At 72.4% G+C, this 24587-nt stretch carries 23 protein-coding genes; 22 read left to right on the plus strand and 1 reads right to left on the minus strand.

The window, feature by feature from the left end; genetic code table 11:
• Positions 1-1512 precede the first annotated feature (1512 nt).
• From ACN263_RS10290 to ACN263_RS10320, 7 genes are all read left to right on the plus strand, one after another.
• On the plus strand, positions 1513-2211 hold the full coding sequence (locus tag ACN263_RS10290) for a hypothetical protein (protein WP_422740659.1): 699 nt from the start codon (positions 1513-1515) through the stop codon (positions 2209-2211).
• A 150-nt stretch (positions 2212-2361) separates the two neighbouring features.
• Positions 2362-2826, plus strand: a complete 465-nt coding sequence (locus tag ACN263_RS10295) for a DUF948 domain-containing protein (RefSeq protein WP_422739575.1) — start codon at positions 2362-2364, stop codon at positions 2824-2826.
• 28 nt (positions 2827-2854) lie between these two features.
• Positions 2855-3160 (plus strand): hypothetical protein, encoded by a 306-nt coding sequence (locus ACN263_RS10300; protein WP_422739576.1) that lies wholly within the window; start codon positions 2855-2857, stop codon positions 3158-3160.
• Positions 3157-5835: an alanine--tRNA ligase gene (alaS, locus tag ACN263_RS10305; protein ID WP_422739577.1), complete on the plus strand. Its 2679-nt coding sequence runs from the start codon at positions 3157-3159 to the stop codon at positions 5833-5835. The genes ACN263_RS10300 and alaS overlap by 4 nt, the downstream gene beginning before the upstream one ends.
• A gap of 73 nt (positions 5836-5908) precedes the next feature.
• A complete protein-coding gene (ruvX, locus tag ACN263_RS10310) occupies positions 5909-6367 on the plus strand; it encodes a Holliday junction resolvase RuvX (protein WP_422739578.1) in 459 nt (152 codons plus the stop codon).
• A complete protein-coding gene (gene mltG / locus ACN263_RS10315; protein ID WP_422739579.1) occupies positions 6367-7563 on the plus strand; it encodes an endolytic transglycosylase MltG in 1197 nt (398 codons plus the stop codon). Before ruvX ends, mltG begins: the two co-directional genes overlap by 1 nt.
• Before the next feature lie 170 nt (positions 7564-7733).
• Positions 7734-8042 (plus strand): hypothetical protein, encoded by a 309-nt coding sequence (locus tag ACN263_RS10320; RefSeq protein ID WP_422739580.1) that lies wholly within the window; start codon positions 7734-7736, stop codon positions 8040-8042.
• 129 nt (positions 8043-8171) lie between these two features.
• Here ACN263_RS10320 and ACN263_RS10325 read toward each other — a convergent pair whose 3' ends face one another.
• Positions 8172-8663, minus strand: a complete 492-nt coding sequence (locus ACN263_RS10325; protein WP_422739581.1) for a peptidoglycan-binding domain-containing protein — start codon at positions 8661-8663, stop codon at positions 8172-8174.
• A gap of 153 nt (positions 8664-8816) precedes the next feature.
• Here ACN263_RS10325 and ACN263_RS10330 point away from each other — a divergent pair, with 153 nt between their 5' ends.
• The 15 genes from ACN263_RS10330 to ACN263_RS10400 all read left to right on the plus strand — a co-directional run bounded on the left by ACN263_RS10330 (position 8817) and on the right by ACN263_RS10400 (position 24545).
• On the plus strand, positions 8817-9647 hold the full coding sequence (locus ACN263_RS10330; RefSeq protein WP_422739582.1) for a shikimate dehydrogenase: 831 nt from the start codon (positions 8817-8819) through the stop codon (positions 9645-9647).
• A 377-nt stretch (positions 9648-10024) separates the two neighbouring features.
• Positions 10025-10366, plus strand: a complete 342-nt coding sequence (locus ACN263_RS10335) for a hypothetical protein (RefSeq protein ID WP_422739583.1) — start codon at positions 10025-10027, stop codon at positions 10364-10366.
• Positions 10367-10513: 147 nt separating this feature from the next.
• On the plus strand, positions 10514-10696 hold the full coding sequence (locus ACN263_RS10340; RefSeq protein ID WP_422739584.1) for a hypothetical protein: 183 nt from the start codon (positions 10514-10516) through the stop codon (positions 10694-10696).
• 16 nt (positions 10697-10712) lie between these two features.
• Complete coding sequence (locus tag ACN263_RS10345; RefSeq protein ID WP_422739585.1) at positions 10713-10868, plus strand: hypothetical protein; 156 nt, start codon at positions 10713-10715, stop codon at positions 10866-10868.
• Positions 10869-11045: 177 nt separating this feature from the next.
• On the plus strand, positions 11046-12746 hold the full coding sequence (locus tag ACN263_RS10350) for a glycosyl hydrolase (RefSeq protein WP_422739586.1): 1701 nt from the start codon (positions 11046-11048) through the stop codon (positions 12744-12746).
• 225 nt (positions 12747-12971) lie between these two features.
• Complete coding sequence (locus tag ACN263_RS10355) at positions 12972-14909, plus strand: hypothetical protein (RefSeq protein ID WP_422739587.1); 1938 nt, start codon at positions 12972-12974, stop codon at positions 14907-14909.
• A gap of 78 nt (positions 14910-14987) precedes the next feature.
• On the plus strand, positions 14988-15554 hold the full coding sequence (locus ACN263_RS10360) for an acyltransferase (RefSeq protein ID WP_422739588.1): 567 nt from the start codon (positions 14988-14990) through the stop codon (positions 15552-15554).
• Positions 15547-17148, plus strand: coding sequence for a lipopolysaccharide biosynthesis protein (locus tag ACN263_RS10365; protein ID WP_422739589.1), 1602 nt, complete (start codon positions 15547-15549; stop codon positions 17146-17148). Before ACN263_RS10360 ends, ACN263_RS10365 begins: the two co-directional genes overlap by 8 nt.
• A 9-nt stretch (positions 17149-17157) precedes the next feature.
• A complete protein-coding gene (locus tag ACN263_RS10370) occupies positions 17158-18513 on the plus strand; it encodes an O-antigen ligase family protein (RefSeq protein WP_422740660.1) in 1356 nt (451 codons plus the stop codon).
• Entirely contained in the window at positions 18510-20117 is a 1608-nt protein-coding gene (locus tag ACN263_RS10375) for a lipopolysaccharide biosynthesis protein (RefSeq protein ID WP_422739590.1), read from the plus strand. Before ACN263_RS10370 ends, ACN263_RS10375 begins: the two co-directional genes overlap by 4 nt.
• An 8-nt stretch (positions 20118-20125) precedes the next feature.
• Complete coding sequence (locus ACN263_RS10380; protein WP_422740662.1) at positions 20126-21028, plus strand: sulfotransferase domain-containing protein; 903 nt, start codon at positions 20126-20128, stop codon at positions 21026-21028.
• Positions 21025-22281, plus strand: coding sequence for a hypothetical protein (locus tag ACN263_RS10385; protein WP_422739591.1), 1257 nt, complete (start codon positions 21025-21027; stop codon positions 22279-22281). The genes ACN263_RS10380 and ACN263_RS10385 overlap by 4 nt, the downstream gene beginning before the upstream one ends.
• Positions 22282-22495: 214 nt before the next feature.
• Positions 22496-22969, plus strand: a complete 474-nt coding sequence (locus ACN263_RS10390; protein ID WP_422739592.1) for a UDP-N-acetylglucosamine--LPS N-acetylglucosamine transferase — start codon at positions 22496-22498, stop codon at positions 22967-22969.
• Positions 22970-23061: 92 nt separating this feature from the next.
• The gene (locus ACN263_RS10395; protein WP_422740663.1) at positions 23062-23628 is read left to right on the plus strand and encodes a glycosyltransferase; all 567 of its coding nucleotides are present in this window, start codon (positions 23062-23064) and stop codon (positions 23626-23628) included.
• A complete protein-coding gene (locus ACN263_RS10400) occupies positions 23625-24545 on the plus strand; it encodes a glycosyltransferase family 2 protein (RefSeq protein ID WP_422739593.1) in 921 nt (306 codons plus the stop codon). Before ACN263_RS10395 ends, ACN263_RS10400 begins: the two co-directional genes overlap by 4 nt.
• The last annotated feature ends 42 nt before the right edge of the window (positions 24546-24587 follow it).

The raw sequence follows: 24587 nt of genomic DNA on the forward strand, positions 1-24587 counted from the left end.
GGCCGCCGTCGGGCCGCCGAACCGGACGAGCCGGTGGTGCCCCGCTCGGGCAACGCCCCGCCGCTGCCCGACGCGTCGCCGAGCGGCGCTGTCCCCACCGGCGGCACGGCCACCGACGGCACCGGACGCCGTCGTGCGGTCCCCGACGAGCAGGACCGGCGCGCGACGACCGGCGGTGAGCCGCAGCCGGAACGCCGGGACCGTCCGGAGCGGCCGGCGGACTGGCTGCGTCAGGCCGGCCGGCTGCCGCACACCGACCCGGGCCTGCCGGTGGTCAACCGTCGAGGGGCCGGCGGGCAGCCCGCGGAGCGGCCCGCCGCCCGCCGTACCGGCCCCCCGCCCGCGGGTGACCTGAACGACCGCTCCGGCGGCCCGCTGGCGGTACCGGATCCGGCTGCGGAGCGCGCCACCGGCCGCCGGGCCGCCGGGCCGCCCGCCGACCCGGGCGCGGACGCTCCCGCCGGCCGCCGGCCCGTCCGCACCCCGGACACCACCGGCGAGCACCCGACCGGTGCGGTGCCGCAGCCGCCGGCCCCCGCGGAGCGCCCCGTCGGCCGTCGGGGTGCTCCGGGCACCGTCGGGGACCCGATCAACCGTCGCCGCCGCCCGTCGGCCGAGCCCCCTGCCGAGGGCCGGCCCGAGCGCGGTGACGACCCGTACGCCGGTCCGCCCGGTGGCGGACGACCCGCACCCGGCGCGCCGGTGCGGGGCGCCCGTTCCGGCCCACCCGGTGGCCGGGCCCGGCTCGCGCCCGGCGACGCGCCGGTCTCCGGCGCCGGCCGCCGTGGCCCCGACGGCCCGCCCCGACCTGGCGTCACCCGCCCCGACGGTCCGGCGCGCGCGGCGGTCCCGCCGGGCGCCGGCCCCGACGGTCCGCCCGGCCCACGCCTGGATGGGCCGCCCCGGTCCCGCCCCGACGGTCCGGCGCGCGCGGCGGTCCCGCCGGGCGTCGACGGCCCGGCCCGCGCCGCGACGCCGCCGCCGGGCGCCGGCCCGGACGCTGCGGCCCGCGCCGCCGTCCCACCCGGCGTCGATAAGCAGGGTGCGGCGCGGGCGGCGGTACGACCGGGCGTCGGCCCGGACGCTCCACCCCGACCTGGTACGGCCCGGCCCCGCCCGGACGCTCCGGGCCGGGCGGTGGTCCCGCCGGGCGTTGGCCCGGACGGCGCACCCCGCCCGGACGGGCCACCGCGTCCGGACGGACCGGCGCGCGCCGCCGTTCGCCCCCCGGGTGTCGCCCAGCCGCCCGGCGGAGACGTCCGCACGGGTGCCGAGCCGCCCGGCGCCGGCGCACCGGTGGCCGCGCGTGCCGCCGCCCCGCGGCCGACCGACCGCGCCGCGGGTCGGGCGCTGCCGCCGCCCCGCGAGGGTGGCCGTCCCGAGCCCAGTGGTGTCGCTCCCGTGCCACCGCCGGGTCGTACCGGCGAACCGGTCGCCCGGGCCGCCGTCGTGCCACCGGGTACGGCGGGTCCCGCGGACCGGCCGCCCGCCGAGCCGACCGACGAGCCGGCGCTGCGCGCGGCCGGCCAGGACGTCGCCGACGACGAGGACGCGGCCCCGGGCGCCCGGTCCGACCAACACCGGCAGTCGCGCGAACGACGTCGGCTGCGGGTCGCCGTGCTGGCGCTGGTCAGCGTCGTGCTGCTCGGCGCGGTGCCGCTCTTCTTCGGCCTCCGTACGCTCAGCCGGGACCCGGTCTTCGACAACCTGGACCAGCTCGACGTGCCCGGGTGGGCCGCGGCCAAGACGGTCGACGACGTCAGCGGCAGCCGCTGGTGCCTGCTCGACTGCCGACTGCGCGAGCGCACGGTCACCTCGGAGAAGTCGCCGGAGGAGACGGCGAAGGTCTACGAGGAGGCGCTGCGCGCCGACGGCTGGCGGCCGTGGAAGGTGAGCCGCTGCCCCGAGCAGGAGACCAAGGGCAGCTACACGTGCTGGCGTCAGGACGAGCTGACCCTCGACCTGTGGGTGCGTGCGCCGGCCTGCGTGCCGCCGCCGGTCGACGGGGAGCCGGCGATCGTGCCGTCTCCCGAGCCGTCGGCCGCTGCGGGGGAGTGCGCCGGCTCGTTGGTGTCGGTGAAGGTGCGCAACGCGATCGACGACGAGCGGACCAGGCCGCAGCCCAGCACCGATCCGTCACTGACCGGCGAGGATCCGTTCCCGACGGTCAGCGGCGATCCGCTGGGCGACGTGACACCCTCACCGTCCTGAGCCGCTCTCCATCACGGACGGTAGGGTCTGGGGCTGGCGGGCCCGCCCGTGCCCGCTGACCGGCGACGGCCCGGTGGGTTCGGTGGGCACCAGGGTTGTGCGTTCCGGGGACGTCGGGTCCGGCCGGAAATCTGCTTGAGGAGGACACGCGTGGGCGACATTCTGGCGGTCGCGGCGCTGATCGCGGCGAGCGCGTTCGCGGTGCTGGTGCTCATCCTGACGCTGCCGATCCTGCGGCTGCGGCACACGGTGGACGCCACCACCCGGATGATCAACGACCTCAACGACCGGACGGCACCGCTGCTCGGCGACGTCAACACCACGGTGAAGAACGTCAACGTCGCGCTGGAGCAGGTGCAGACCTCGCTCGACGGCGTGAACCTGCAGCTGGCCAAGGTCGATACGATGACCAGCCACGCCCAGAACGTCACCGCCAACATCGCCAACCTGGCGACGGTGGTCTCCGCCGCGGCCGCGAACCCGCTGGTCAAGGTGGCCGCCTTCGGCTACAGCGTGCGCCGGGCCGCCGCCAGCCGCCGGCACGCCGAGACCGAGCGCGAGGTGCGCGACACCATCAAGCAGCAGCGGCGAGCCGCCCGGCGCGGCAACCGTTGACCCACCCGGCCACAGGAGGTAGCGCGACATGAGGCGGTTGTTCTGGCTCGGCATCGGCGTGGCCGTGGGCGTGGTGGTGGTCCGCAGGGCGACCCGGACCGCGCAGGCGTACACCCCGGCCGGCATCGCCAGCTCGTTGTCGGAATCCGCTGGCAGCCTGGTGGAGTCGGTGCGTAGCTTCGTGGAGGACGTGCGGGTCGGAATGGCCGAGCGCGAGCAGGAGATCCACCAGGCGTTCGTCCAGGGCGAGGCGTTCGACGACCAGTTCGCCGAGCTGCGGGAAGACCCGCGGATCGGCGATCGAGAGATTTTTCCGGAGGAACACCAGCGATGAAGACGGCGGAAATCAAGCGGCGGTACCTCGCGCACTTCGAGGCGAACGGTCATGCCGTGGTGCCGTCCGCTCCGCTGCCCGCCATCAGCGACCCGAACCTGCTGTTCGTCAACGCCGGCATGGTGCAGTTCGTGCCGTACTTCCTGGGCCAGCAGACCCCGCCGTACGAGCGGGCGGTGAGCGTGCAGAAGTGCATCCGCACCCCGGACATCGACGAGGTCGGCAAGACCAGCCGGCACGGCACGTTCTTCCAGATGAACGGCAACTTCTCCTTCGGCGACTATTTCAAGGCCGGCGCGATTCCCCTGGCCTGGGAGTTGTCCACGAAGCCGATCGCCGAGGGTGGTTACGGGCTGGATCCGGAGCGGATCTGGCCGACGATCTACCTCGACGACGACGAGGCGTTCGAGATCTGGCGGTCGGTGGGTGTGCCGGCCGAGCGGATCGTGCGTCGGGGCAAGGCGGACAACTTCTGGTCCATGGGCATTCCCGGGCCGTGCGGTCCGTCGTCCGAGCTGTTCTACGACCGGGGCCCGGAGTACGGCGCCGAGGGCGGGCCGGCGGTCGACGAGGACCGGTACATGGAGTACTGGAACCTCGTGTTCATGCAGTTCGAGCGGGGTCCGGGCACCAACAAGGAGGACTACCCGATCCTGGGTGACCTGCCGGCGAAGAACATCGACACCGGCATGGGCCTGGAGCGGATGGCCTCGATCCTGCAGGGCGTCGACAACCTGTACGAGATCGACGAGGTTCGGCCGATCCTGGCCCGGGCGGCGGAGCTGACCGGCAAGCGGTACGGCGCGCACTCCGGGCACGTGGCCAGCGAGTCGCACCCGGACGACGTCCGGCTGCGGGTGGTCGCGGATCACGTGCGGACCGCGCTGATGCTGATCGGCGACGGCGTGACGCCGAGCAACGAGGGCCGTGGGTACGTGCTGCGGCGGATCATGCGCCGGGCGATCCGGTCGATCCGGCTGCTGGGCTGGCAGGACCGGGCGCTGCCCGAGCTGCTGCCGGTGGCGCGGGACTGCATGGCGCCGTCGTACCCGGAGCTGGCGACCGACTTCGACCGGATCGCCCAGTACGCGTACGCGGAGGAGGAGGCCTTCCTGTCGACGCTGCGTGCCGGGACGACGATCCTGGACACGGCGATCGCCGAGACCCGCTCGGCGGGCGGCACCGCGCTGTCCGGGGCGAAGGCGTTCCAGCTGCACGACACGTACGGTTTCCCCATCGACCTGACCCTGGAGATCGCGGCCGAGCAGGGCCTCAAGGTCGACGACGAGGGTTTCCGCCGGCTGATGGCCGACCAGCGGACCCGGGCCAAGGCGGACGCGCAGGCGCGCAAGACCGGGCACACCGACGTCTCGGCGTACCGGTCGGTGCTCGACGAGGGTGGCCCGGTGACGTTCACCGGCTACAGCGAGGTGGCCCGCGAGTCGCGGGTCCGGGCGCTGCTCGGCTCGGACGGCCCGCGCGCGGCGGCGACCGAGGGTGAGACCGTCGAGCTGGTGCTCGACACGACCCCGTTCTACGCCGAGGGCGGCGGCCAGCAGCCCGACCACGGCATCATCACCGTGGGCGACGGTCAGGTCGAGGTGCTGGACGTGCAGCAGCCGGTGCCGGGGCTGATCGTGCACCGGGCCCGGGTCATCCGGGGTGAGGTGCACCCCGGTGACACCGGCTACGCCGAGATCGACACCACCCGGCGGCGGGCGATCTCCCGGTCGCACACGGCCACCCACCTGGTGCACCAGACCATGCGCAACTTCCTCGGCGAGTCGGCCACCCAGGCGGGCTCGTTGAACGCGCCGGGCCGGCTCCGGTTCGACTTCAACACCCCGACCGGGGTGTCGCCGACCGTCCTGCGGGACGTGGAGCAGCAGGTCAACGAGGTGTTGCTGGCCGACCTGGAGGTACACGCCTTCATCACCTCGCTGGACGAGGCGCGGCGGATCGGCGCGATGGCGCTGTTCGGCGAGAAGTACGGCGAGGAGGTGCGGGTCGTCGAGGTGGGCGACTACGCCCGGGAGCTGTGCGGTGGCACGCACGTGGCCCGTTCGGCGCAGCTCGGCCTCGTGAAGATCCTCTCCGAGTCGTCGATCGGCTCCGGCGTCCGCCGGGTCGAGGCGCTGGTCGGCATGGACGCCTTCGGCTTCCTGGCCCGCGAGCACCTGCTGGTCTCCCGGCTGGCCGAGCTGTACCGGGTGCCCAACGAGCAGGTCGCCGACCGGGTCGAGCAGACGGTGACCCAGCTCCGCGACGCCGAGAAGGAGCTGGAGAAGCTGCGCGCCCAGCTGGTGCTGGGTGGGGCGGGCGCGCTCGCCGCGCAGGCGAAGGACGTGCGCGGGGTGGCGTACGTCGGGACCGAGGCGCCGGAGGGCGCGGCCGGTAACGACGTACGGACCCTGGCGCAGGAGATTCGCGGCAAGATCGACCCGGCGCGGCCGGCGGTGGTCGCCGTGGCGGCCCGGGCGAACGGCAAGGCGTCGCTGGTGGTGGCGGTCAACGCGGCGGCCCGCAGTCGCGGCCTCGCCGCGTCGGACCTGGTCAAGGCGGCGTTCTCCGGGCGGGGCGGGGGTAGTCCCGATCTGGCCCAGGGCGGCGGCCTGCCCGCGACCGAGGCGCCCAACCTGCTGCTCACCGTCGAGAAGGCGATCACCGAAGCGTGATGGACGGTCAGTGTCGACCAGGGCGGACCGAATGGTCCGCCCTGGTTCGTCGACAGCCCACGGGTGACCCACGGTGACCGGGCTGACACGCGGAGTTCGCCTCGGTGTCGACGTCGGTCAGGTGCGCGTCGGGGTGTCGCGCTCGGATCCGCACGGCGTCCTGGCCACGCCCCTGGTGACCCTCGCCCGTGATCTCACCGCCGCGCCGGAGGCGGTGCCGAGCGACATTGCCCAGCTCAAGGCCCTGGTGGTCGAGCACGAGGCGGTCGAGGTGGTCGTCGGGCTTCCGGTCAACCTGGCCGGCAAACACGGCCCGGCGGCGCTCAGCGTGAAGGCGTACGCTGACCGTTTGGTCAATGTGATAGCGCCGGTTCCGGTAACGCTCACTGACGAGAGGATGTCGACCGTGGTCGCTTCTCGTAGGCTTGCCGAACGTGGCGTACGTGGCAAGCGTCAACGTGCGGTTGTCGACCAGGCGGCCGCGGTGGAGATCCTGCAGAGCTGGCTGGACGCACAGCGGAGGCGGACGTAATGATCGACGATCTGGACCTTGGGTTCGACGAGCCGGAGCGGGGTGAGAAAGGGCGGCACCGGCGCAGCTTCCGCAAGCGCAAGTCGGGCTCCGGCGGCGGCCGGGGCAAGACGTTCTTCGCGCTGCTGATGGCCCTGGTCCTGCTGGGCGGCATCGGTGGCGGCGCGTTCTACGGGTTCGACCGGATCCAGAACTACTTCGTCACGCCCGACTACGACGGCGCCGGGTCGGGTGAGATCACCGTCGAGATCAAGAACGGGGCGCTGCTGGCCGACATGGCCGACGCCCTGGTCGCGGCCGACGTGGTCAAGAGTCAGAAGGCGTTCATCGAGGCGGCCGAGGCCAACTCGCGCAGCAAGAACATCCAGCCGGGCACGTACAAGCTCCGCAAGCAGATGAGCGGCGCGAGCGCGGTGACGGCGATGCTCGACCTGAAGAACAAGATCGTCAACGGGATCACCATCCCCGAGGGTCGTACCAGCAAGAACATCTACAAGCTGCTCTCCGACAAGACCAAGATCCCGGTCAAGGAGTTCGAGGCCGCCGCCAAGGACCCGGAGGCGCTCGGCATCCCGGACTGGTGGTTCAAGCGCGAGGACGGCAAGAAGGTCGTCAAGTCCGTCGAGGGCTTCCTCTACCCGGACACGTACGAGATCCCGCCGAAGGCCACCGCGGAGACCGTCCTGAAGCTGATGGTGGACAACTTCCTCTCGGTGACCGGTGAGATGAAGTTCGCCGACCGGGTGCAGAAGGAGCGGGGCGGCGTCAGCCCGTACGAGGCGCTGATCGTGGCGTCGCTGGCCCAGGCCGAGGCGGGCAACAAGGACGACCTCGGCAAGGTCGCCCGGGTGGCCTACAACCGGGCGTACGGCGAGTTCCCGTGCAACTGCCTGGAGATGGACGTCACGGTCAACTACTGGTTGGAGTTGACCGGTAAGCCGACCAAGACGTCTGCGGAGATGAAGCAGTCGGAGCTGCTCGACACCACGAGCCCGTACAGCCGAAAGCTGAAGGGCATGATTCCCACCCCCATCAACAACCCCGGCAAGCTGGCGCTGGAGGGTGCGATGGACCCGCCGGTGGGCAAGTGGCTGTACTTCGTGGCGATCGACAAGCAGGGGCACTCCGCCTTCGCCGAGACGTACGAGGAACAGAAGCGCAACGAGGCCCGGGCCAAGGAAGCCGGCGTGATCTGACACCGCCCCTCTCTGTTGCCGGTCCATCGTCATGCCGCGCCGACGGGGCAGCGCGTTCCGCTCCGGCCCCCTAGACTGCCGCTGTTCGTATCGACAGTCGTGAGAACGGGGGAATGGTTGTGGCTACGAAGAGATGGACGGCGCGAGCGGGAGCGGTCGCCTCGACGGCTATGGTGCTGCTTGCCTTCGCCGCGGTGCCGGCACAGGCCGCCGAGGTCACCAGAAGCACGACCGGTGCCGCGGGTCGGGCCGTCTACATCAAGAATGGTGACTGGGACCTCTACGCACGGGACCCGCTGACCGACGGGCACTGCGCCCGTTGGCAGGAGCGCGCTCCGGGGAGCAGCTCGTGGTCGTGGAAGGGCAACTCGATCTGCACCTCGTCGGAGGGGTGGGCGGCGTTCGCCCGATCGGGCTACTCCTACCGGGTCTGCCGCACCGGTATCGGCAACTGCTCGTCGGTGGCCACCCTGCCCTGACCGAGCATGGGCGCTCGAGGTTGGCTGATGAGCTGGCCGCGACACCGTGAAGGCTCCCCCTCTCCCTCGACCAGGAATCGGTCGCGGTGGAGAGGGGAGCCTTTCGGTGTCAGCGCCTACGGTCGTGCGTCAGTGGCTCGTGCCGGTCCAGGAACCGGTGCGCGGGTTCAGGAACGTCCACACGCCGTTGCTGTTCTGCTTGCGCAGCGCGAACGTGCGGTTGTAGCCGTAGTAGAAGTACCCGGTCTGGGTGCTGGTGTCGTAGCCGGTGTTCCGGTTGACCGCGCCGTACGCCTTGCCCCAGGTCTGCGGCCCGACCTGCCCGTCGACGCCGATGTTCATCACGTCCTGCCAGGTCCTGGTCTTGGCGGCGGTGTTGGAGCCGAACTCGCCGTCGATGAAGCTGGTGCCGACGGTGCCGCTCAGGTCGTCGGCCCAGATGATGGCCTGCCAGAGCCGTACGATGTTGCCGCCTCGGACGCACGAGCTGGAGTTGCAGAGCTGGTGGTTGTCCGACCAGCTGCCGGCCGCGCTGTCCGCCCGTGCGGGAGCCCCGGCCAGCAGCGTCATGCTGAGGGCTGCGGCAACCGCGATGAGGACGCGCAGAATCCGTTTGTTCATGGTTCCCCCCTGTTGACGATCGATCGTCCTGCCTCAGAAGCTTTCACCGACGTCGATGAAGCGTCAAGTGGATACCACCGTCGCGGTCGGCGGCGGCTGGTGCGGTGCCCCCGGCGGTGGGTAGGGTCGGGTCGACGTGGACGGGGGGCGGAGATGACGCGGACCGGGGCGGCCCGTCGGGCCGCGGTGCTGGGCAAACCCATCGCGCACTCGCTCTCCCCGGTGATCCACAACGCCGGCTACGCCGCTGCGGGCCTGACCGGGTGGTCGTACACCCGGATCGAGTGCGCGGCCGCGGAGCTGCCGGCCGTGGTCGCCGGCCTGGGCCCGGAGTGGGCCGGGCTGTCGGTGACCATGCCGGGCAAGGAGGCGGCGCTCGCGGTGGCCGACGCCGCGTCGCCGGTCGCCGTCGCCGTCGGCGCGGCCAACACGTTGGTACGACGAGACGACGGCTCCTGGTACGCGGACAACACCGATGTCGGCGGCATGGTGCAGGTGCTCACCGAGGCCGGGGTGGTGTCCGGCGCGACGATGACGGTGCTCGGTGCCGGTGGAACGGCCCGTGCCGCGCTCGCCGCCGCCGCGCGGCTGGCCTGCCCGTCGGTGACGGTGGTGGCCCGACGAGCCGAGGCGGTCGACGAGCTGCGCCCGGTGGCCGATGCACTCGACCTGGCCCTGACCGGCGCCGGCTGGTCCGAGGCTGCCCGGCTGACCGACGCCGACGTGGTCATCGCCACCGTGCCGAAGGGCGTCGCGGACCCGCTCGCCGGCACGGCGACGTGGCGGCCGGGTGGCGTCTACTTCGACGCGCTCTACGACCCGTGGCCGACGCCGCTGGCCGACTCGGCCGTCGGAGCCGGGCTGCGGGTCGTCTCTGGTCTGGACCTGTTGCTGGCGCAGGCGGTCGGCCAGTTCGAGCAGTTCACCGGCGTTGCCGCGCCGGTCGAGGCGATGCGTGAGGCGCTGGTGGCGGCCCGCCGCTGATGATGCAAACGAGCAGCAGCCCGGTGCGGCCGCCGTGCGCGGAGGCGGACTGTTCAGCGGTGACCGACTGTGAAGGTGGATGGGATCTTTGTCAGCAAGGCCATACACGGAGAGGCAAGGAAGAGGGTCCCTTGTGAGTAGGCCGTCACGGGTCGCGACGCATGCTGTCGTCGCTGCCGCCCTTGCGGGCGTGGGCTACTTGGTGGGGCTCGTCTTTCAGCGTTGGCTCGACGGTTCCGGGTCGTCGGTCTGGGTGCTGGCGGTCATTCCGCCTTCGGTGTACCTGCCGAGCCTCGGTCGCCGTAAGTCGTCCTGACCGGACGCCCGGGCGTGGAGCGAATAGTCTCCTCTGACGATCCGTTCCGCCGGAGGTCTTGATGTCCGTCCTGGTGCTTCTCGCCATTGGTGCCCTCAGCGTCTTGGCGTTGGTCGCCGTGCTCGGGTATGGCTCACTTGGATGGCCCCTCGTCGCCGTCATGGCGGTATGTGCTGCTGTCGTGGTCGTTCAGGTGTGGAGGAAGGGCCGCTCTGGTGTGGCGCTGCCGCATGACGGTGGCAGGCAGCATCTGGTACTTGGCGGCTTCGTCACCGCGCTGTGGCTGGTGGGAGTGGTCCTGCACCTCACGTTCGACCTGTCGGTGCCACGGTACGCACTGGCGCTGCTCCTCGTCCCGTGCGTGAGTCTCCTGGCCGCCGGCCTTCTGCAACGCCGCAGCTGACGTCCCGGCTGGACCCCCGAGCTGAGGATTCGCGAGTGATCCGTCGAAACGCCAGGCGAGCGAGTGGGCTCAGGGTCACCTAGATTGGGGAGGGCTGGCTGGTCTCGACGTCCTCGGTCGCGCTCGTGAAGGAGATGAGCAGTCAGGATGAATGTGTCCGCCAAGCGTGTGATCGTGGTGTTCGCAATTGGCCTGGGCTGCTCGGTCGCTTTCCAGGTATTCACCTCGTCGTGGTCAGCGGCGGACCGGGCTCTCGTGGTGGCCGGCTTCAGCCTGACCGTCCTGGGGTCGCTCGTCGGGCTGGCCGTCTACAAGAGCCTGCTGAAATGACGTCCGGAGAGCTTCGATGATCTCGCGCAGGGTGCTGCTGCTCGTCATCGTGCTGATGCTGGCCCTCCCAATCGGCGCCGTCCTCCTGACCGACCTCTCGTACGCGACGGGCCTGCTGATCGCGGTCGCTGCGGGCGTCGGAGTGCTCCTCGCCGGCCGGGCCGGGAGATGATCGAAAACCCGGCGCGACCTGGGCTGATCCGCTGAAGAGGCGCGGCGCACACCCTCGTTCCGCGTGGATCCTTAGCTGACGGTTAAGACGCGCTTACGGAAAACTGTCCTACCGACGACGTGCCCTGGTCATCGATACGCTGCTCACGGTTATCGCACCAGACACAGGGAGTCTTCCTTGACCAGGCACGGACTGCACCGCATCACCCGGTTCCGCAACGGCCCCCGACGCAAGGCGATCGCCATCGGCGTCGTCGGTGGTTCGGTGGTGGCCGGCATCGTGGCGACCATGATGCCCCTGTTGGCCAGCGACGACCTGTCGATCCGCGCGGTGGCGGACACCACCGCGACGATGGTCTCGCAGGACGGTGACAACTCCACCAAGGGGACCCTGGCGACCTGCGCGGCGCGCTGCGACGGCAACCCGCGCGGCGGCCGGGAGGCGGTCGTCGAGTTCGCGGTGACCACCCTTCCCGCCGCCGCCGTCAACGTCCGGGCGACGCTGCGCATGCACGCCTGGCAGCAGTTCGGCGCGACGGTGACCGCGTACGCCTCGTCGGTGAGCGCCCGCGAGGCGCGACCGGCCCCGGCGAAGGCCGGAGCCGTGTTGGACGCCGTGACCGGTGTGGCCAAGGGCGTCAACGAGTGGGACGTCTCCAATCTGGTCACCGGTAACGGCACCTGGACGGTGTCGCTGGCCCAGACCGGCCTGGAGACACGCGTCTACTGGGCGTCGGTCGAGAACCGCAACTCCGATCTGCGACCCAGCCTGGTGATCAGCTACGACCTGGGTAGCGGGCCGACGTCGGCGCCGACCACCCGACCCGCGCCGACGCCCACGATCGCGCCGACCACCGCCGCGCCCCGACCCACGCCGACGGTCGCACCGAGCCGTACACCCACCCCGACCGGAAGTCCCACCCTGCCGTCCGGCAAGTGCGGCCAGGTGTCCGACACGCTGGTGCCGTCCTGCGGCGCCTGGTGGGGGATGTACTCGCCCGCCAACGCCGGCAGCGGCTGGGACCACGGCAAGGCGATCACCGATGTGGAGGCCCAGGTCGGGCGCAAGTTCGACATCGTGCACCGCTACCACGACTTCTCCAACGCCGGCAGCAACGGCGCGTTCCCCGACGCGTACGAGCAGGAGCAGATGCGCCAGGGCCGGCTGATGTTCTTCGCCTGGGAGTCGCGCGACTTCTCCGCCGGTACGACGCTGAAGTGGTCCGATGTCTACAGCGGTCGGCAGGACGAGACCATCGACGCGGTCGCCGGTCGCATCCGGGCCGCCAAGGTGCCGGTGTTCATGGGCTTCGATCACGAGCCGGAGGACGAGCCGGGCAAGGGCAGCGACGCCGATTTCGTCCGGGCCTGGAAGTACGTGTACGAGCGGTTCGCCAAGGCGGGCGCGGACAACGCCGTCTGGGTGTGGACGATGATGGGCTGGTCCGGCCACTACTCGCGGTACGCCGGTCTCTACCCCGGCGACCGGTACGTCGACTGGGTGGCCTACGACCCGTACAACTTCCACGTCTGCAACGGCAGCACCGTCTGGAAGAGCCCGAGCACGACGATCGGCGGCTTCTACGACTGGCTCGACCAGAACGGCATCGGTGCGGGCAAGCCACGGATGCTCGCCGAGTTCGGCACGAACTTTGACGCCAAGGACCCGGGCGCCAAGCAGCGCTGGTTCCAGGAGTTCCCGGCAGCCCTCAAGGCCCACCCGAAGATCAAGGCCGCCATCTACTTCAATTCGCCGGGTATGACGACCCGCACGGCGACCTGTGACATGACGATGAACCACGATGCCGCCTCGGTGGCCGGGTTCAGCCAGGCCGGTAAGGACACCTACCTGCGGCAGCCGACCGGAGGGAGCCGCTGACACCTGTGACGACACTGTGAACACAGCCGCCGTTCATCGGAGATCCACCAGCTGATCTTCCGGCGTTCTGTCGGCTAGCGGATTCACGCACCGCCCAATCGGCGGATGCGCCTACCAGGCTGGGCGAGGCACGCTACCTCGGGTTCTCATCCATCTTGGAGGCGCAGCGTGCCCACACTCTCGCACTCATGGCGTTTGTCAGGACGACGTCGTACTCGGGCGGGGGTGGTCGCGCTGGCGGTGTTCGCCGCGGTGTTCAGCGCGCCCACGGCCTCCTCGGCGGCGGTGCTACCGGTCCCCGGGACCGCGACTCTGGTGTCGGCGAACCCCGCCGACATCACCCCGCACGCGCGGGACGGTGAGACCCGCGCCTTCGCGCAGGTCGGCAACACCGTGTTCGTCGGGGGCAGCTTCACCCAGCTCCGGCAGACGGCCACGTCCGCGTGGGTCACCCAGCGCTACCTCTTCGCGTACGACCGCACCACCGGCACGATGTCCACCACCTTCCTGCCGGTGCTGGACGGCGCGGTCAACACGCTGATCGCGGGACCCGGCGGCACGCTGATCGTCGGCGGCGCCTTCAAGAACGTCAACGGGGTCTCCCGCAAGAACCTGGTCGCGCTGAACCCGAGCACCGGCGCGATCATCGACAGCTGGGTGGGCCGCTCCGACGGCGGCACCGTCCGGGAGATGGCGCTGTCGGGCAACTGGCTCTACGTGGCCGGCGCGTTCAACTGGCTCAACGGCACCGCGCACGCAGGGCTCGGCCGGCTGAACGCGACCACCGGGGCGATCGACCCGACGTTCTCCGTCGACGCCACCGTCGGGCGGCACGGCACCTCCTCGTACGTGTGGACCATCGACGTCACTCCGGACGGCAACACCCTCGCCGTCGGCGGCAACTTCACCCTCCTCAACGACCTGCCGCGCAACCAGATCGCGCTCGTCGACGTCTCCGGCACCCCGACGGTGCTGGACTGGAGCAGCGAGAAGTACGTCGCGCCGTGCGCCTCGCCGACGACCTTCGTGCACTACGTGCAGGACATCAAGTTCGGTGAGGACGGCACCTGGTTCGTGGTCGGCAGCAACGGCGGCAGTGGCTGGCCGAACGCGTACTGCGACGCGCTGGCCCGGTTCGAGACCGCCGCCCGGGGCACCGGTCAGCTCGCCACCTGGCTCGACTTCACCGGCAACGACACCATCACCTCGGTGGAGGTGGCCGACAACGTGATCTACCTGGGCGGCCACTTCCGCTGGTTGAACAACCCGAACGCCAGCGACAACGCCGGCTCCGGCGCGATCGACCGGCTCGGCATCGGCGCGGTCACCCCGGCCACCGGCCTGCCGGTGAACTGGAACCCGCGGCGCAGCGGCAGCGCCTCGATGCCGTCCGGGACCACCGCCTGGGGCTCGGCGGTGCCGGTGCTCTGGAAGGGCTCGGACGGTCTCTACTTCGGGCACAACTCGGACGGCATGGGCGAGGAGTACCACGGGCGCCTCGGCATGTTCCCGTCCGCCGGTGGCCGCACCTTCACGGCGAAGAACCCGCCGAGCGGCAGCACCGGCAACCTCTACCTGGGCGCCGGCGCGGGCGCGGTGTCGAAGGTGCCGTTCGACGGCGTGACGCTGGGCACCGCGACCACCGTCAGCCAGCCCGCCTACACCGCGTCCGGCGCGACCTGGCGAGTGGACGACCGGATCTACTGGTCGCACACCGTGGCCGGTACGCCCACCGGCAGCCGGATCGACGTCTCGCTGTTCAACGGCGGCGCGATCGGCTCGCCGTGGGAGGCCTCGGGCTACAACGACTGGTTCAACCCGGCGCTGCTCACCGGCGCCTTCTACCTCGACGGCCGGCTCTACTACACCCGTACCGGCGCCAACAACCTCTACTACCGCTACTTCGAGATCGACGGCAACTACCTCGGCGCCACCGAGTTCGCGCTGCCGACCACCGGTGTCACCTGGTCGACCGTGCGTGGCATGGCCTGGGTGGACGGTCGGATCGTCTACGGGGCGACCGACGGCGGATTGCGCAGCGTCCCGTTCGACCCGACGGCCGCGCCGACCGCGGTGGTCAACGGCACCGCGACGACGCTCATCGCCGCAGCGACGCCCGAGTTGTCATGGTCTATCCCCTCGATGTTCTTCTCCGTAGAGTGACGGTCAACCAAACGTAACGGAGGATCGGTAGATTGTTCACGTCGGGTCGGCGGCGGTACCACCGCCGCCGGCCCCGCGATGTGGGGAGGGTCGTTGGTCGGCGGCGCTGGATTCCGCGCTCAACGCGTGGTCCACCTGGTCTTCGCGCTCAAACGCGCCTGGTACGGGTTGCGATATCCGCGGCTGACCCTGGGACGGGACGTGCAGATCCGGGGTCGGATCCGGCTGCGTCGGGGGGTACGCGTCACCATCGGGGACCGCACCCGCATCAACAAGCTGGTCCGCTTCGCCGGCCCCGGCGAGGTACGCGTCGGCGCCGAGTGTCTGCTCAACGCCACCTGGATCGGCACCTGGACGTCGGTGACGATCGGGGACAGGTGCCTGTTGTCCGACTGCGAACTGCTCGACAACGACTTCCACAACCTGCCGCCCGACCAGCGGCACGCCCCGCCCAGTCCGGCCACCCGCGCGCCGATCGTGCTGGAGGAGAACGTCTGGGTCGGCGCGCACGCCCTGGTGCTCAAGGGGGTCCGGGTCGGCCGGGACAGCGTCGTGGGCGCGGCCACGGTGGTACGTACCGACGTGCCACCGGGCGTCGTCGTGGTGGGCAATCCTCAACAGACGGTGAAGAAGTTCCATGACTGATGCGACGCCCGCCCCCTGGCCATCCGACCCGTCGAACTCCGGCGCCGCCCGCGTCGTGACGCTCTCCGATCTGCTGCGGGTGCCGATGCACCGGCTGCGGCTGGTGGTCGCGGTCGCCGTGGCCGGCCTGCTCGCCGCCCTCGGCTACGTGCTGCTGGTCCCGGCGGCGGTGACCGCCAGCGCGGTCGTGGCGGTCCGGCCGGTGGTCACCGACGCCTTCACGCCCAGCGGCGCGGGCGCCGACCGCGCCGTCAACATGAACGTGGAGAGTGGACTCGCCACCGGCACCGAGGTGGTCCAGCGGCTCGCCGACGCCGTCGGTGGCGCGCCGCGCGAGATCCGCAACGCCCTGGAGGTCGAGGTACCCACCGGCGGGCAGATCCTGCGCTTCACCTACCAGGCGCACGACGCGCAGCGGGCGGTGCAGGGGGCCAACCTCGCCGCGCGGTCCTACCTCGACGTGCGCCGTGCCATGTACGAGCAGCAGCGCGCCGAGATGCTCCGCTCCTACGACGCGAGCATCGCCAAGGTCGTCGCCCAGCAGACCGCCGTGCAGAAGCGCGCGAGCAGCGCCAAGGGCACCGCCGCCGGTGACGCGGCGTTGGCCGAGCTGTCCGGCATCAACAACCAGCTCACCCAGCTCAACGCGGCCCGTACCGAGATCGCCGCGGTCGACGTCAACCCCGGCTGGGTCACCCAGACCGCCGAGCGGGCGCTGGTGTCCTCCGCCGGGCACCGGCCGATCTACCTGGTCGCCGGCCTGCTCGGCGGCGCGCTGATCGGCGTCGTGCTGGCGTACGCGTGGGAGTCGGCGGACCGGCGGGTCCGCTCGGTCACCGACGGCCGGGACGCCACCGGCCTGCCGCTGCTCGGCACGGTACGCCGGCCGCCGTTGCGGGGCAGTCCCCGGGCGGTCGACGCGGACGTCCGCTACGTGGCGATGGCGGTCGCCGAGCGGGTCCGTCAGCCGGCCCGGGTCGCGCTGGTCACCTCCCGCGAGGACGCCACGGCGCTCACCGCCGGGCTGGCCGTGGCGCTGGCCGCCGACGGCCGGGAGGTCTTCGTCGCCGACGACAGCGGCCGGGTGGAACGGCTGCGTGCCGCCGTGCTCGCCGACCGTGGGCGGCTGCCCGTCGATCCGTCCCGACCGCTGGTGCCCAAGCCGCGCCCGGCCGGCACCCCGGCGGCCGGCGGTGGTGCCCCCGCCGAGACGTCGGCGACCCGACGGCCCTCGCCGCACCCGCCCGGCAGCCGCCCGTCCACCGACCCGGACGCCACCCTCACCCTGCCCCGGGTCTCGTCCGCCCGCACCGACAACGGCCGGCCGGCTTCGGCGGACGAGGTGACCGTGGGGGTGGGCAGCGTCCGCTTCGGCACCTGGCGGCAGGGCGCCGACCACGGCCTGGTGCTGTTCAACGCGCCACCGGCCGAGTCCGACGAGCGGGGCGTCGCGGTCGCCCGGCAGGGCAGCGCCGTGGTGATCGTCGAGCGGGACCGTACCCGCCAGAGCGACCTGCGGCGGCTCGTGGAGCGGCTGCGCGCCGCCGGGGTCACCCCGCTGGGCTTCGTCCTCACCCGCAACGGCCGGGCCTGATCGGTGTCGATCACCCGCGCCCCGGCGACCGAGCCGCCGCCCGGCGACACACCGGTCGCCGCCGGGCCGACGCCGCCGACACCGCCGCCCGCCCGGCTGCCGCTCTGGCCGCTGGCGTTGATGTTCGGCCTGGTGCCGCTCTGGTGGGCGCTCGGCGCGTTCTACCTGGGGTGGCCGATGCTGGGGGCGCTGCTGCTGGCGATGCTGCTCACCCGGGGCCGGGTGCCGCTGCCCCCGATGGCCGGGCTCTGGCTGCTGTTCCTGGCGATCGTGGTCGTCAGCGCCACCCAACTGGCCTCACCGGCCTCGCTGCTGACGTTCGCCCTGCGGCTGGCCTTCTACCTGACCGCGCTGGTGGTCGGGGTCTACGTCTACGTCGCCGCCCGGGAACGCGCCGACCTGGTGGCGGTGCTCACCCCGCTCTGCGCGTTCTGGTTCGCGCTGGTGGTGCTGGGCTGGCTCGGCGTGCTGATGCCCCGGTTCGCGCTGGCCACCCCGATGGAGGTGCTGTTGCCGGCCGGCGTCGCCCGTACCCCGTTCATCCAGGACATGGTGCACCTGACCACCGCGGAGTACAGCCCCCGCTCGCTCAACCCGATCTACCGGCCTGCGGCGCCGTTCGCGTACACCAACAACTACGGCAGCGCGTACGCGATGACCCTGCCCTGCGTGGTGGCGTACACCATGTTGCGCCGTCGCGGCCTGCTGCGGTGGGTGCTGCTGGCGTCGTTGCCGCTGTCGCTGGCGCCCGCGTTCCTCACCCTGAACCGGGCGATGTTCCTCAGCCTCGGCGCGGGGCTCGCCGTGCTCGGGGTGCGCGCCAGCCTGCGGGGCAACGTCCGGGTCGCCGCGTCCATCGTCGGCGTGGTCGTGACCGGCGGACTGGCCACGCTCTTCATCCCGATCACCGAGCTGATCAACAACCGGGTCGACTCCAGCGACACCAACACCGACCGCTTGTCGCTCTACACGGAGGTGATCCGTCGGGTGCAGGACTCCCCGTGGCTGGGCTACGGCGCTCCGGTGAACGTGGACACGGTCTCCGCGGACGCGCCGATCGGCACCCAGGGGCAACTGTGGATGGTGCTGTTCAGCCACGGCGTACCGGCGCTGCTCTGTTTCCTGGGCTGGTTCGTGGCCGCCGCGGTGGTCTGCGCGCGGGCGACGTCGGCGGCCGGTCAGTGGCTCGCGGTGGTGCCGGTGGTCTGCCTCGTGCAGATCCCGTTCTACGGCATGGCCAACCAGAACCTGGCGGTCGCGTTCTTCGCGGTCGGCTTCGCCATGGCGCTCACCGAACGCGAACGCGCGCCCCGTCCGCAGCGGTGGCAGCCACCGCTCGCCACCGGCACGGCGGTGCCGGCGTGACCGCCGCCACCCGACCGCCGGCCGACGCCGGCCGCGACGACCCGCGGGGCGCGGCGACGGACACCGGCGCGGCCGAGACGCGCCGCAGCGCCCGCAGCGGGGTGGCCGGGCTGCTCGGCGCGGCCACCAGCGGACTGTTCGGGTTCGTGCTGGCCGTGGTGATCACCCGGGGGTACGGGACGGCCGGCGCGGGCGCGTTCTTCGCCGCGATCGGCGTGGTCACCGTGGCCACCGCGGTCTGCACGCTCGGCGCGGAGACCGGTCTCATGTGGGCGGTACCCCGGCGGCGACTCGGCCCCCGGGGGGACGCGGCCCGGGTGCTGCCGGTGGCGCTGATCCCACCGCTGCTGGTCGGCCTGGCCGTCGCCGGCGTGGGAGCGCTCAGCGCCGACGCGCTCGCTCCCCGCCTGTTGCGCGGCTCGGACGACGACGGCCACGGCCTGCTGACGCTGACCTTCGCCGCGGTGCCCGTGGTGGTGGCGATGACCCTGCTGCTGGCCGCGTTGCGCTGCGTACGACCCATCCGCGCGTACGTCGGCGTGCAGTTCCTCCTGCTGCCGGTGGCCCGCCCGGCGTTGGTCGGTGCCGCCGCGCTGGCCGGCGGCGGGCTGCTCGCCGGCATGACCGGCTGGCTGGTGCCGGCGGCGCTGGCGTTGCTGGTCTGCCTGGTGTTGGTGGCCGGACCACTCGGGGTGGGTCGGGGCGCGACGCTGCGACCGACCCGGTCCGACTGGTCGACGTTCTGGCGCTTCGCGCTGCCCCGGGCCGCCTCGGCGGCCATCGACGCGGGCAGCATGTGGGTGGGGGTGCTGCTGACCTCGGTGCTGGCCGGGCCGGCCGACGCGGGCGTGTTCGGCGCGGTCGGCCGCTACGTGCTGGCCGGTCAGCTCGCCATGCAGGGCCTGCGGGTCGCGGTGTCACCGCAGCTGTCCCGGCTGCTCGGGCGCGGTGAGCGGGCCGCCGCGGCGGCCGTGCACCGGCAGTTGAGCAGGTGGGGACTGGTGCTGTCCTGGCCGGTGTACCTGCTGCTGGCGGTGTTCGCGCTCGCGTTCCTGCAGTTGTTCGGCCGGGAGTTCACCGCCGGCGTGCCGGCGATGACGGTGCTGGCGCTGGCGATGCTGGTGAACACCGGCGTGGGCAACGTGCAGAGCCTGCTGCTGATGGGCGGGCGCAGCGGCCTGCACCTGGTCTCCACCCTGGCCGGGCTCACCGTGACCGTCTCGCTCGGGCTGTGGCTGATCCCCGGCCACGGCGCGACCGGCGCCGCGCTGGCGTGGGCCGCCGGCATCGTCACCGAGAACCTCACCGCCGCCGGCTTCGCCCGCTCGGTGGTCGGTGAACCGCTGGTCGACACCGCGACGCTGCGCGCGGCGGCGGCCACCGTCGGCGGGGTGGGTGTCGCGGCCGGGATCGGTGTGCTGGCCGCGGGGCGGGGCCTGCCCGGCCTCGCGGTGGCGCTGGCCGTGCTGCTGGCCGGCTGCGTCGGCATGTTGACGTTGCCCCGGGTGCGCGCCGGCATCCGGGTGACCATGAGGCAGATCCGTGGGTCCGACGAGGCGGCCACGGCCGCCGGGCCGGCCCCGGCATCGACGAGAGGCAGGTGAGAGCCGTCGTGGCGTCCATCCGTGACCGGGTCAAGCAGTTGGTGCCGACCCAGGTGACCACCCGGGTGAAGGAGTCCCTGGTCGACTACGGGGTACGCACCAGTGACCGGCGGCCCCTGCCGGACTTCCTGATCATCGGGACGAAGCGGGGCGGCACCACCTCCCTGTGGAACTACCTCATCCAGCATCCGCTGGTGCCCCGGCTCTTTCCCGCGTGGAACACCAAGTCGGCGCACTACTTCGAGGAGCACTGGGCTCGGGGAGAGGCGTGGTACCGCTCGCACTTCCCGACCGAGCGGCAGCGCGAGGCGCTCGCGAAGCGGCACGGCGGGCCGGTCAGCGTCGGCGAGGCCGCGCCGCTGTACATGTTCCACCCGCTCGCCGCGCAGCGGGTCGCCGCGCTCATGCCGACCGTGAAGCTGATCGTGCTGCTGCGCGACCCGGTCGAGCGGGCGTACTCGCACTGGAAGGAGCGCCGTACGCACGGCATCGAACCGCTGGACTTCGCGGCCGCGCTGGCCGCCGAGCCGGAGCGTACGGCGGGGGAGCGGGAACGGCTCATCGCCGAGCCGGAGGCGTTCAGCGAGGCGTACGACTGGTACACCTACCGGGCGCGCGGGCGTTATCTGGAGCACCTGGAGCCGTGGTTGGAACGCTTCGACCCCGCCCAGATCCTCTTCCTGCCCAGCGAGGACCTGTACCGCGACTCCCGCGCCACCTACCAGCGCACCCTCGACTTCCTCGGGCTGCCCCGGTACGACCTGCCGAACTTCAAGGTCTACAACGACCGGCGGTCGGCGCCGCTGGAGCCGGCGGTGCGCGCCGAGCTGACCGAGTACTACCGCCCGTACAACGACGCGCTGCGCGAGCGGCTCGGGTTGGACCTCGACTGGGCGGACCGGGCGGCGTGACGACCGAGGTCACCCCGGCCACCGACCCCCGCTCGCGGGTGGACGGGCTGGGCTGGGTGAGTCGCGCGGTGTTCCCGGACGACCGGGTCCACCTGACGCTGGGCGGCGCGGTCCCGGACGGGCAGCGGGCGGTGGCCCGGTACGCCGTGGTGCCGTCGGTGCCACGGGCCCGGTTCCTGGTGCCGCTGGGCGCGCCCCGGGCCGGCGCGGCGTCGCTGCTGGCGTACAACGCGCTGCGGCCGCCGAAGGTGCGGGTGATGCGGGCGGCGCTCGGTGGACTGGCCCGGTTCGGCGCGGCGGGTCTGGCGCCGTTTCCGACGCTGACCGTCTCGGTGCCGGTGGGGGCGCCGGTGGCCGATCTGGTGCTGACCGAGCGGCTCGCCGGCGCGCTGGGCGGCACGCCCCTGCTGGCCGCGTGCGGCGTCCGTCCGCCGGACCCGAACGCCAAACCGACCCTGCAACTGTTCACCGTCGACGGTCGTCCCCGCGGCTACGCGAAGATCGGCTGGAACGACGCCACCCGGGCCCTGGTCACCGCCGAGGCCGCCGCGCTGCGGGCGCTGCGCGCGGTGACCGGGGTGCCCGACCATCCGACGCCGCCCGGGCTGCTCACCGAGACGGCGTGGGCCGGCCAGGCCGTCGCGGTGATCGAGCCGCTGCCGCCGGACGTACGCGGAGTGCCGGTGGACGACCCGCCGCGGATCGCGGCGCTGCTCGCGGTCGCCCGCCGGGGCGACGCGCCCGGTGTGTCGCGCCCGTTGGCGTCGTCGACGTTCCTGGCGCGGCTGGCCGCCCAGGCGCAGCGGGCCACCGGGGCCGCCGGGGCGCGGGCGGTGGCGGCGGTCGACGCGCTGGCCCGTCGGCACGGCGACACGACCGTCGAGTTCGGCCACTGGCACGGCGACTGGGTGCCGTGGAACCTGGGTACGCACGACGGTCGCCTGGTCGCCTGGGACTGGGAGCACAGTGGCCCGGACGTGCCGGTCGGCTTCGACCTGGCCCACGACGCGTTCCAGCGGTCGCTGGTGCTGCGCGGCGAGCCGGCGGCGGTGGCCGCCGTGGCGGTGGACGCGTGGCTCGGGCGACACGGTGGGCGGCTGGGCCTCGACGCGGCGCGGTGCGCGCTGGTGGCCGATGCGTACCTGGTGGAGATGTGGCTGCGTACGTGGCGGCTCGCGGACGCCGGCGCCGGGTGGAACCCCGCGCTGCATCCCGCACTGTTGGACGTCATCGAGAAACGACATAGCGAGTGAACAGGAGAATCCCGACGCCCGGGAGGCGTCACAGAGTGACCACATAATGGCAGGTCGTGACGATGGTCGATGGGCTGTGGGCTCGACAGTGGGCCTCGACAGCTCGGCGGGAGATCGTCGCCTGGTCCGGTCGCGCTATTCAACGACCGCAGAACCTGTGATCTGCTGCTGCCTTGCCTGAACAGGAACTCCAAGCGGACTTGTGGGGAGTCGCGTGGACACGAACAACGACGAGTCGCCGGTGCTGCTGCTGGTGGGATCCAGCGGCGGTCACCTGGCCCAACTTCTCGCCCTGCGGCCCTGGTACGAACGGTGGCGGCGCTGCTGGGTCACCTTCGACACCCCGGAGGCGGTGTCGCTGCTGACCGGTGAGGACCTGGTGCCCGCGCACCACCCGACCACCCGGAACGTACCCAACCTGCTGCGCAACGCGCGGCTGGCCTGGCGGGTGCTGCGGCGTCGGCGGGTCGCCGCCGTGGTCACCACCGGCGCCGGCGTGGCCGTGCCGTTCGTGGTGCTGGCCCGCCTGCGTCGCATCCCGACCGTCTACATCGAGGTGTACGACCGGATCGACACCCCGACGTTGACGGCCCGGCTCTGCCGCCCGTTCCTGTCCGCGATGCTCGTGCAGTGGGACGAGCAGCGCCGGCAGTACCCGGAGGCCACCGTCGTGGGGACGCTGCTGTGAGCGGGGAGACGGAGATCGCCCGCCGCGACGCCGTCGCCGAGCCGTCCCGGCTGCCGCGTCAGCGCGACACCACATCCGTCGAGCGGCCCTGGCTGCTCGTCGCCGTCGGTACCGACAAGCATCCCTTCGACCGGCTCGTGGACTGGCTCGCGCAGTGGCACGCGCAGGCCGGCCCGGTCGGGCTGACCGTGCAGCACGGGCACACCGTGGCGCCGTCGCTGCCCGGCGCGGTGCCGTTCCTCGGTCACGACGCGCTGCAGCAGGCGATGGCCGACGCCGACCTGGTGGTGTGTCACGGTGGCCCGGCGACGATCCTGGAGGCCCGCCGGCACGGTCACCTGCCCATCGTGGTGCCCCGGGACCCGGCGCGCGGCGAACACGTCGACGACCATCAGCAGCTCTTCGCGCGTCGCCTCGGCGCGGCCGGGCTGGTGGTGCTCTGCGAGACCCGCGAGGAGTTGCACGACGCGCTCGCGGCGGGGCAGGCCGACCCGTCCCGGTACGCGGTCCAGGCCGACCCGGCCGCGCACGAGGCCCGCCGCGCCGCCGTGGCCAGGGTCGGGCAGATCGTGGACGACCTGGTGGCCCGCTCGACCCGGCGCCGACCCCGCTGGCGGACCTGGCCGCGTCCCGGCCGGACGACGAAGGAGACCCGATGACCCGGCAGCCGAGCGTCAGCGTCGTGGTGCCCACCCGGGACCGCCCCGAACTGCTGCGCGCCGCCCTCGCCGCGATCCTCGCCCAGGAGTACCCGGGCCCGATCGAGGCCGTGGTGGTGTTCGACCAGTCCACCCCGGACGAGTCGCTGACCGGCCTGGGCGGGCCGGACCGGACGGTCCGGGTGATCACCAACGGGCGCGCGCCCGGACTGGCCGGCGCGCGCAACAGCGGCACCCTCGCCGCCGACGGCGAGCTGATCGCGTTCTGCGACGACGACGACGAGTGGCTGCCCGGCAAGCTGGCCGCCCAGGTCGAGGCGTTGTCGGCCGACCCGGACGCCGAGTTCGTCTGCTGCGGCATCCGGGTCAGCTACGACGGGCACACCGTCGACCGGGTGCTCGACAAGGACCGGATCACCCTGGACGACCTGCTGCGGGACCGGATGACGGAGCTGCACCCGTCCACCTTCCTGATCCGGGCGACCGCGCTGCGTGACGGCTTCGGCCTGGTCGACGAGGAGATCCCGGGCAGCTACGCGGAGGACTACGAGTTCCTGCTGCGCGCCGCCCGCAGCGCGCCGCTGATCAACCTGCGGACGCCGTCGGTGCTGGTGCGCTGGCACAAGCGGTCGTACTTCGCGCAGCGCTGGGACACCATCTCCGAGGCGTTGCAGTGGCTGCTGCGGCGCTATCCGGAGTTCGCCGGACAACCGGCCGGCGAGGCCCGGGTCACCGGGCAGATCGCCTTCGCCCGGGCTGCCTCCGGCGACCGGCGGGGCGCGCTGCGCTGGGCCCGGCACACCCTGCGCCGCAATCCTCGTGAGCCGCGCGCCTACCTGGCGCTCGCGGTCGCCGGTCGGGTGGTCCGGGCCGACTCGGTGCTGCGCACCCTGCACAAGCGCGGTCGGGGGATCTGAGCGGAGCGGTCCGGTTCACCCACGGCGGCGTCCGTAGGGCGG

This window comes from Micromonospora sp. WMMD729, from assembly GCF_049315225.1.
In the GTDB taxonomy this organism is placed as follows: Bacteria; Actinomycetota; Actinomycetes; order Mycobacteriales; family Micromonosporaceae; genus Micromonospora.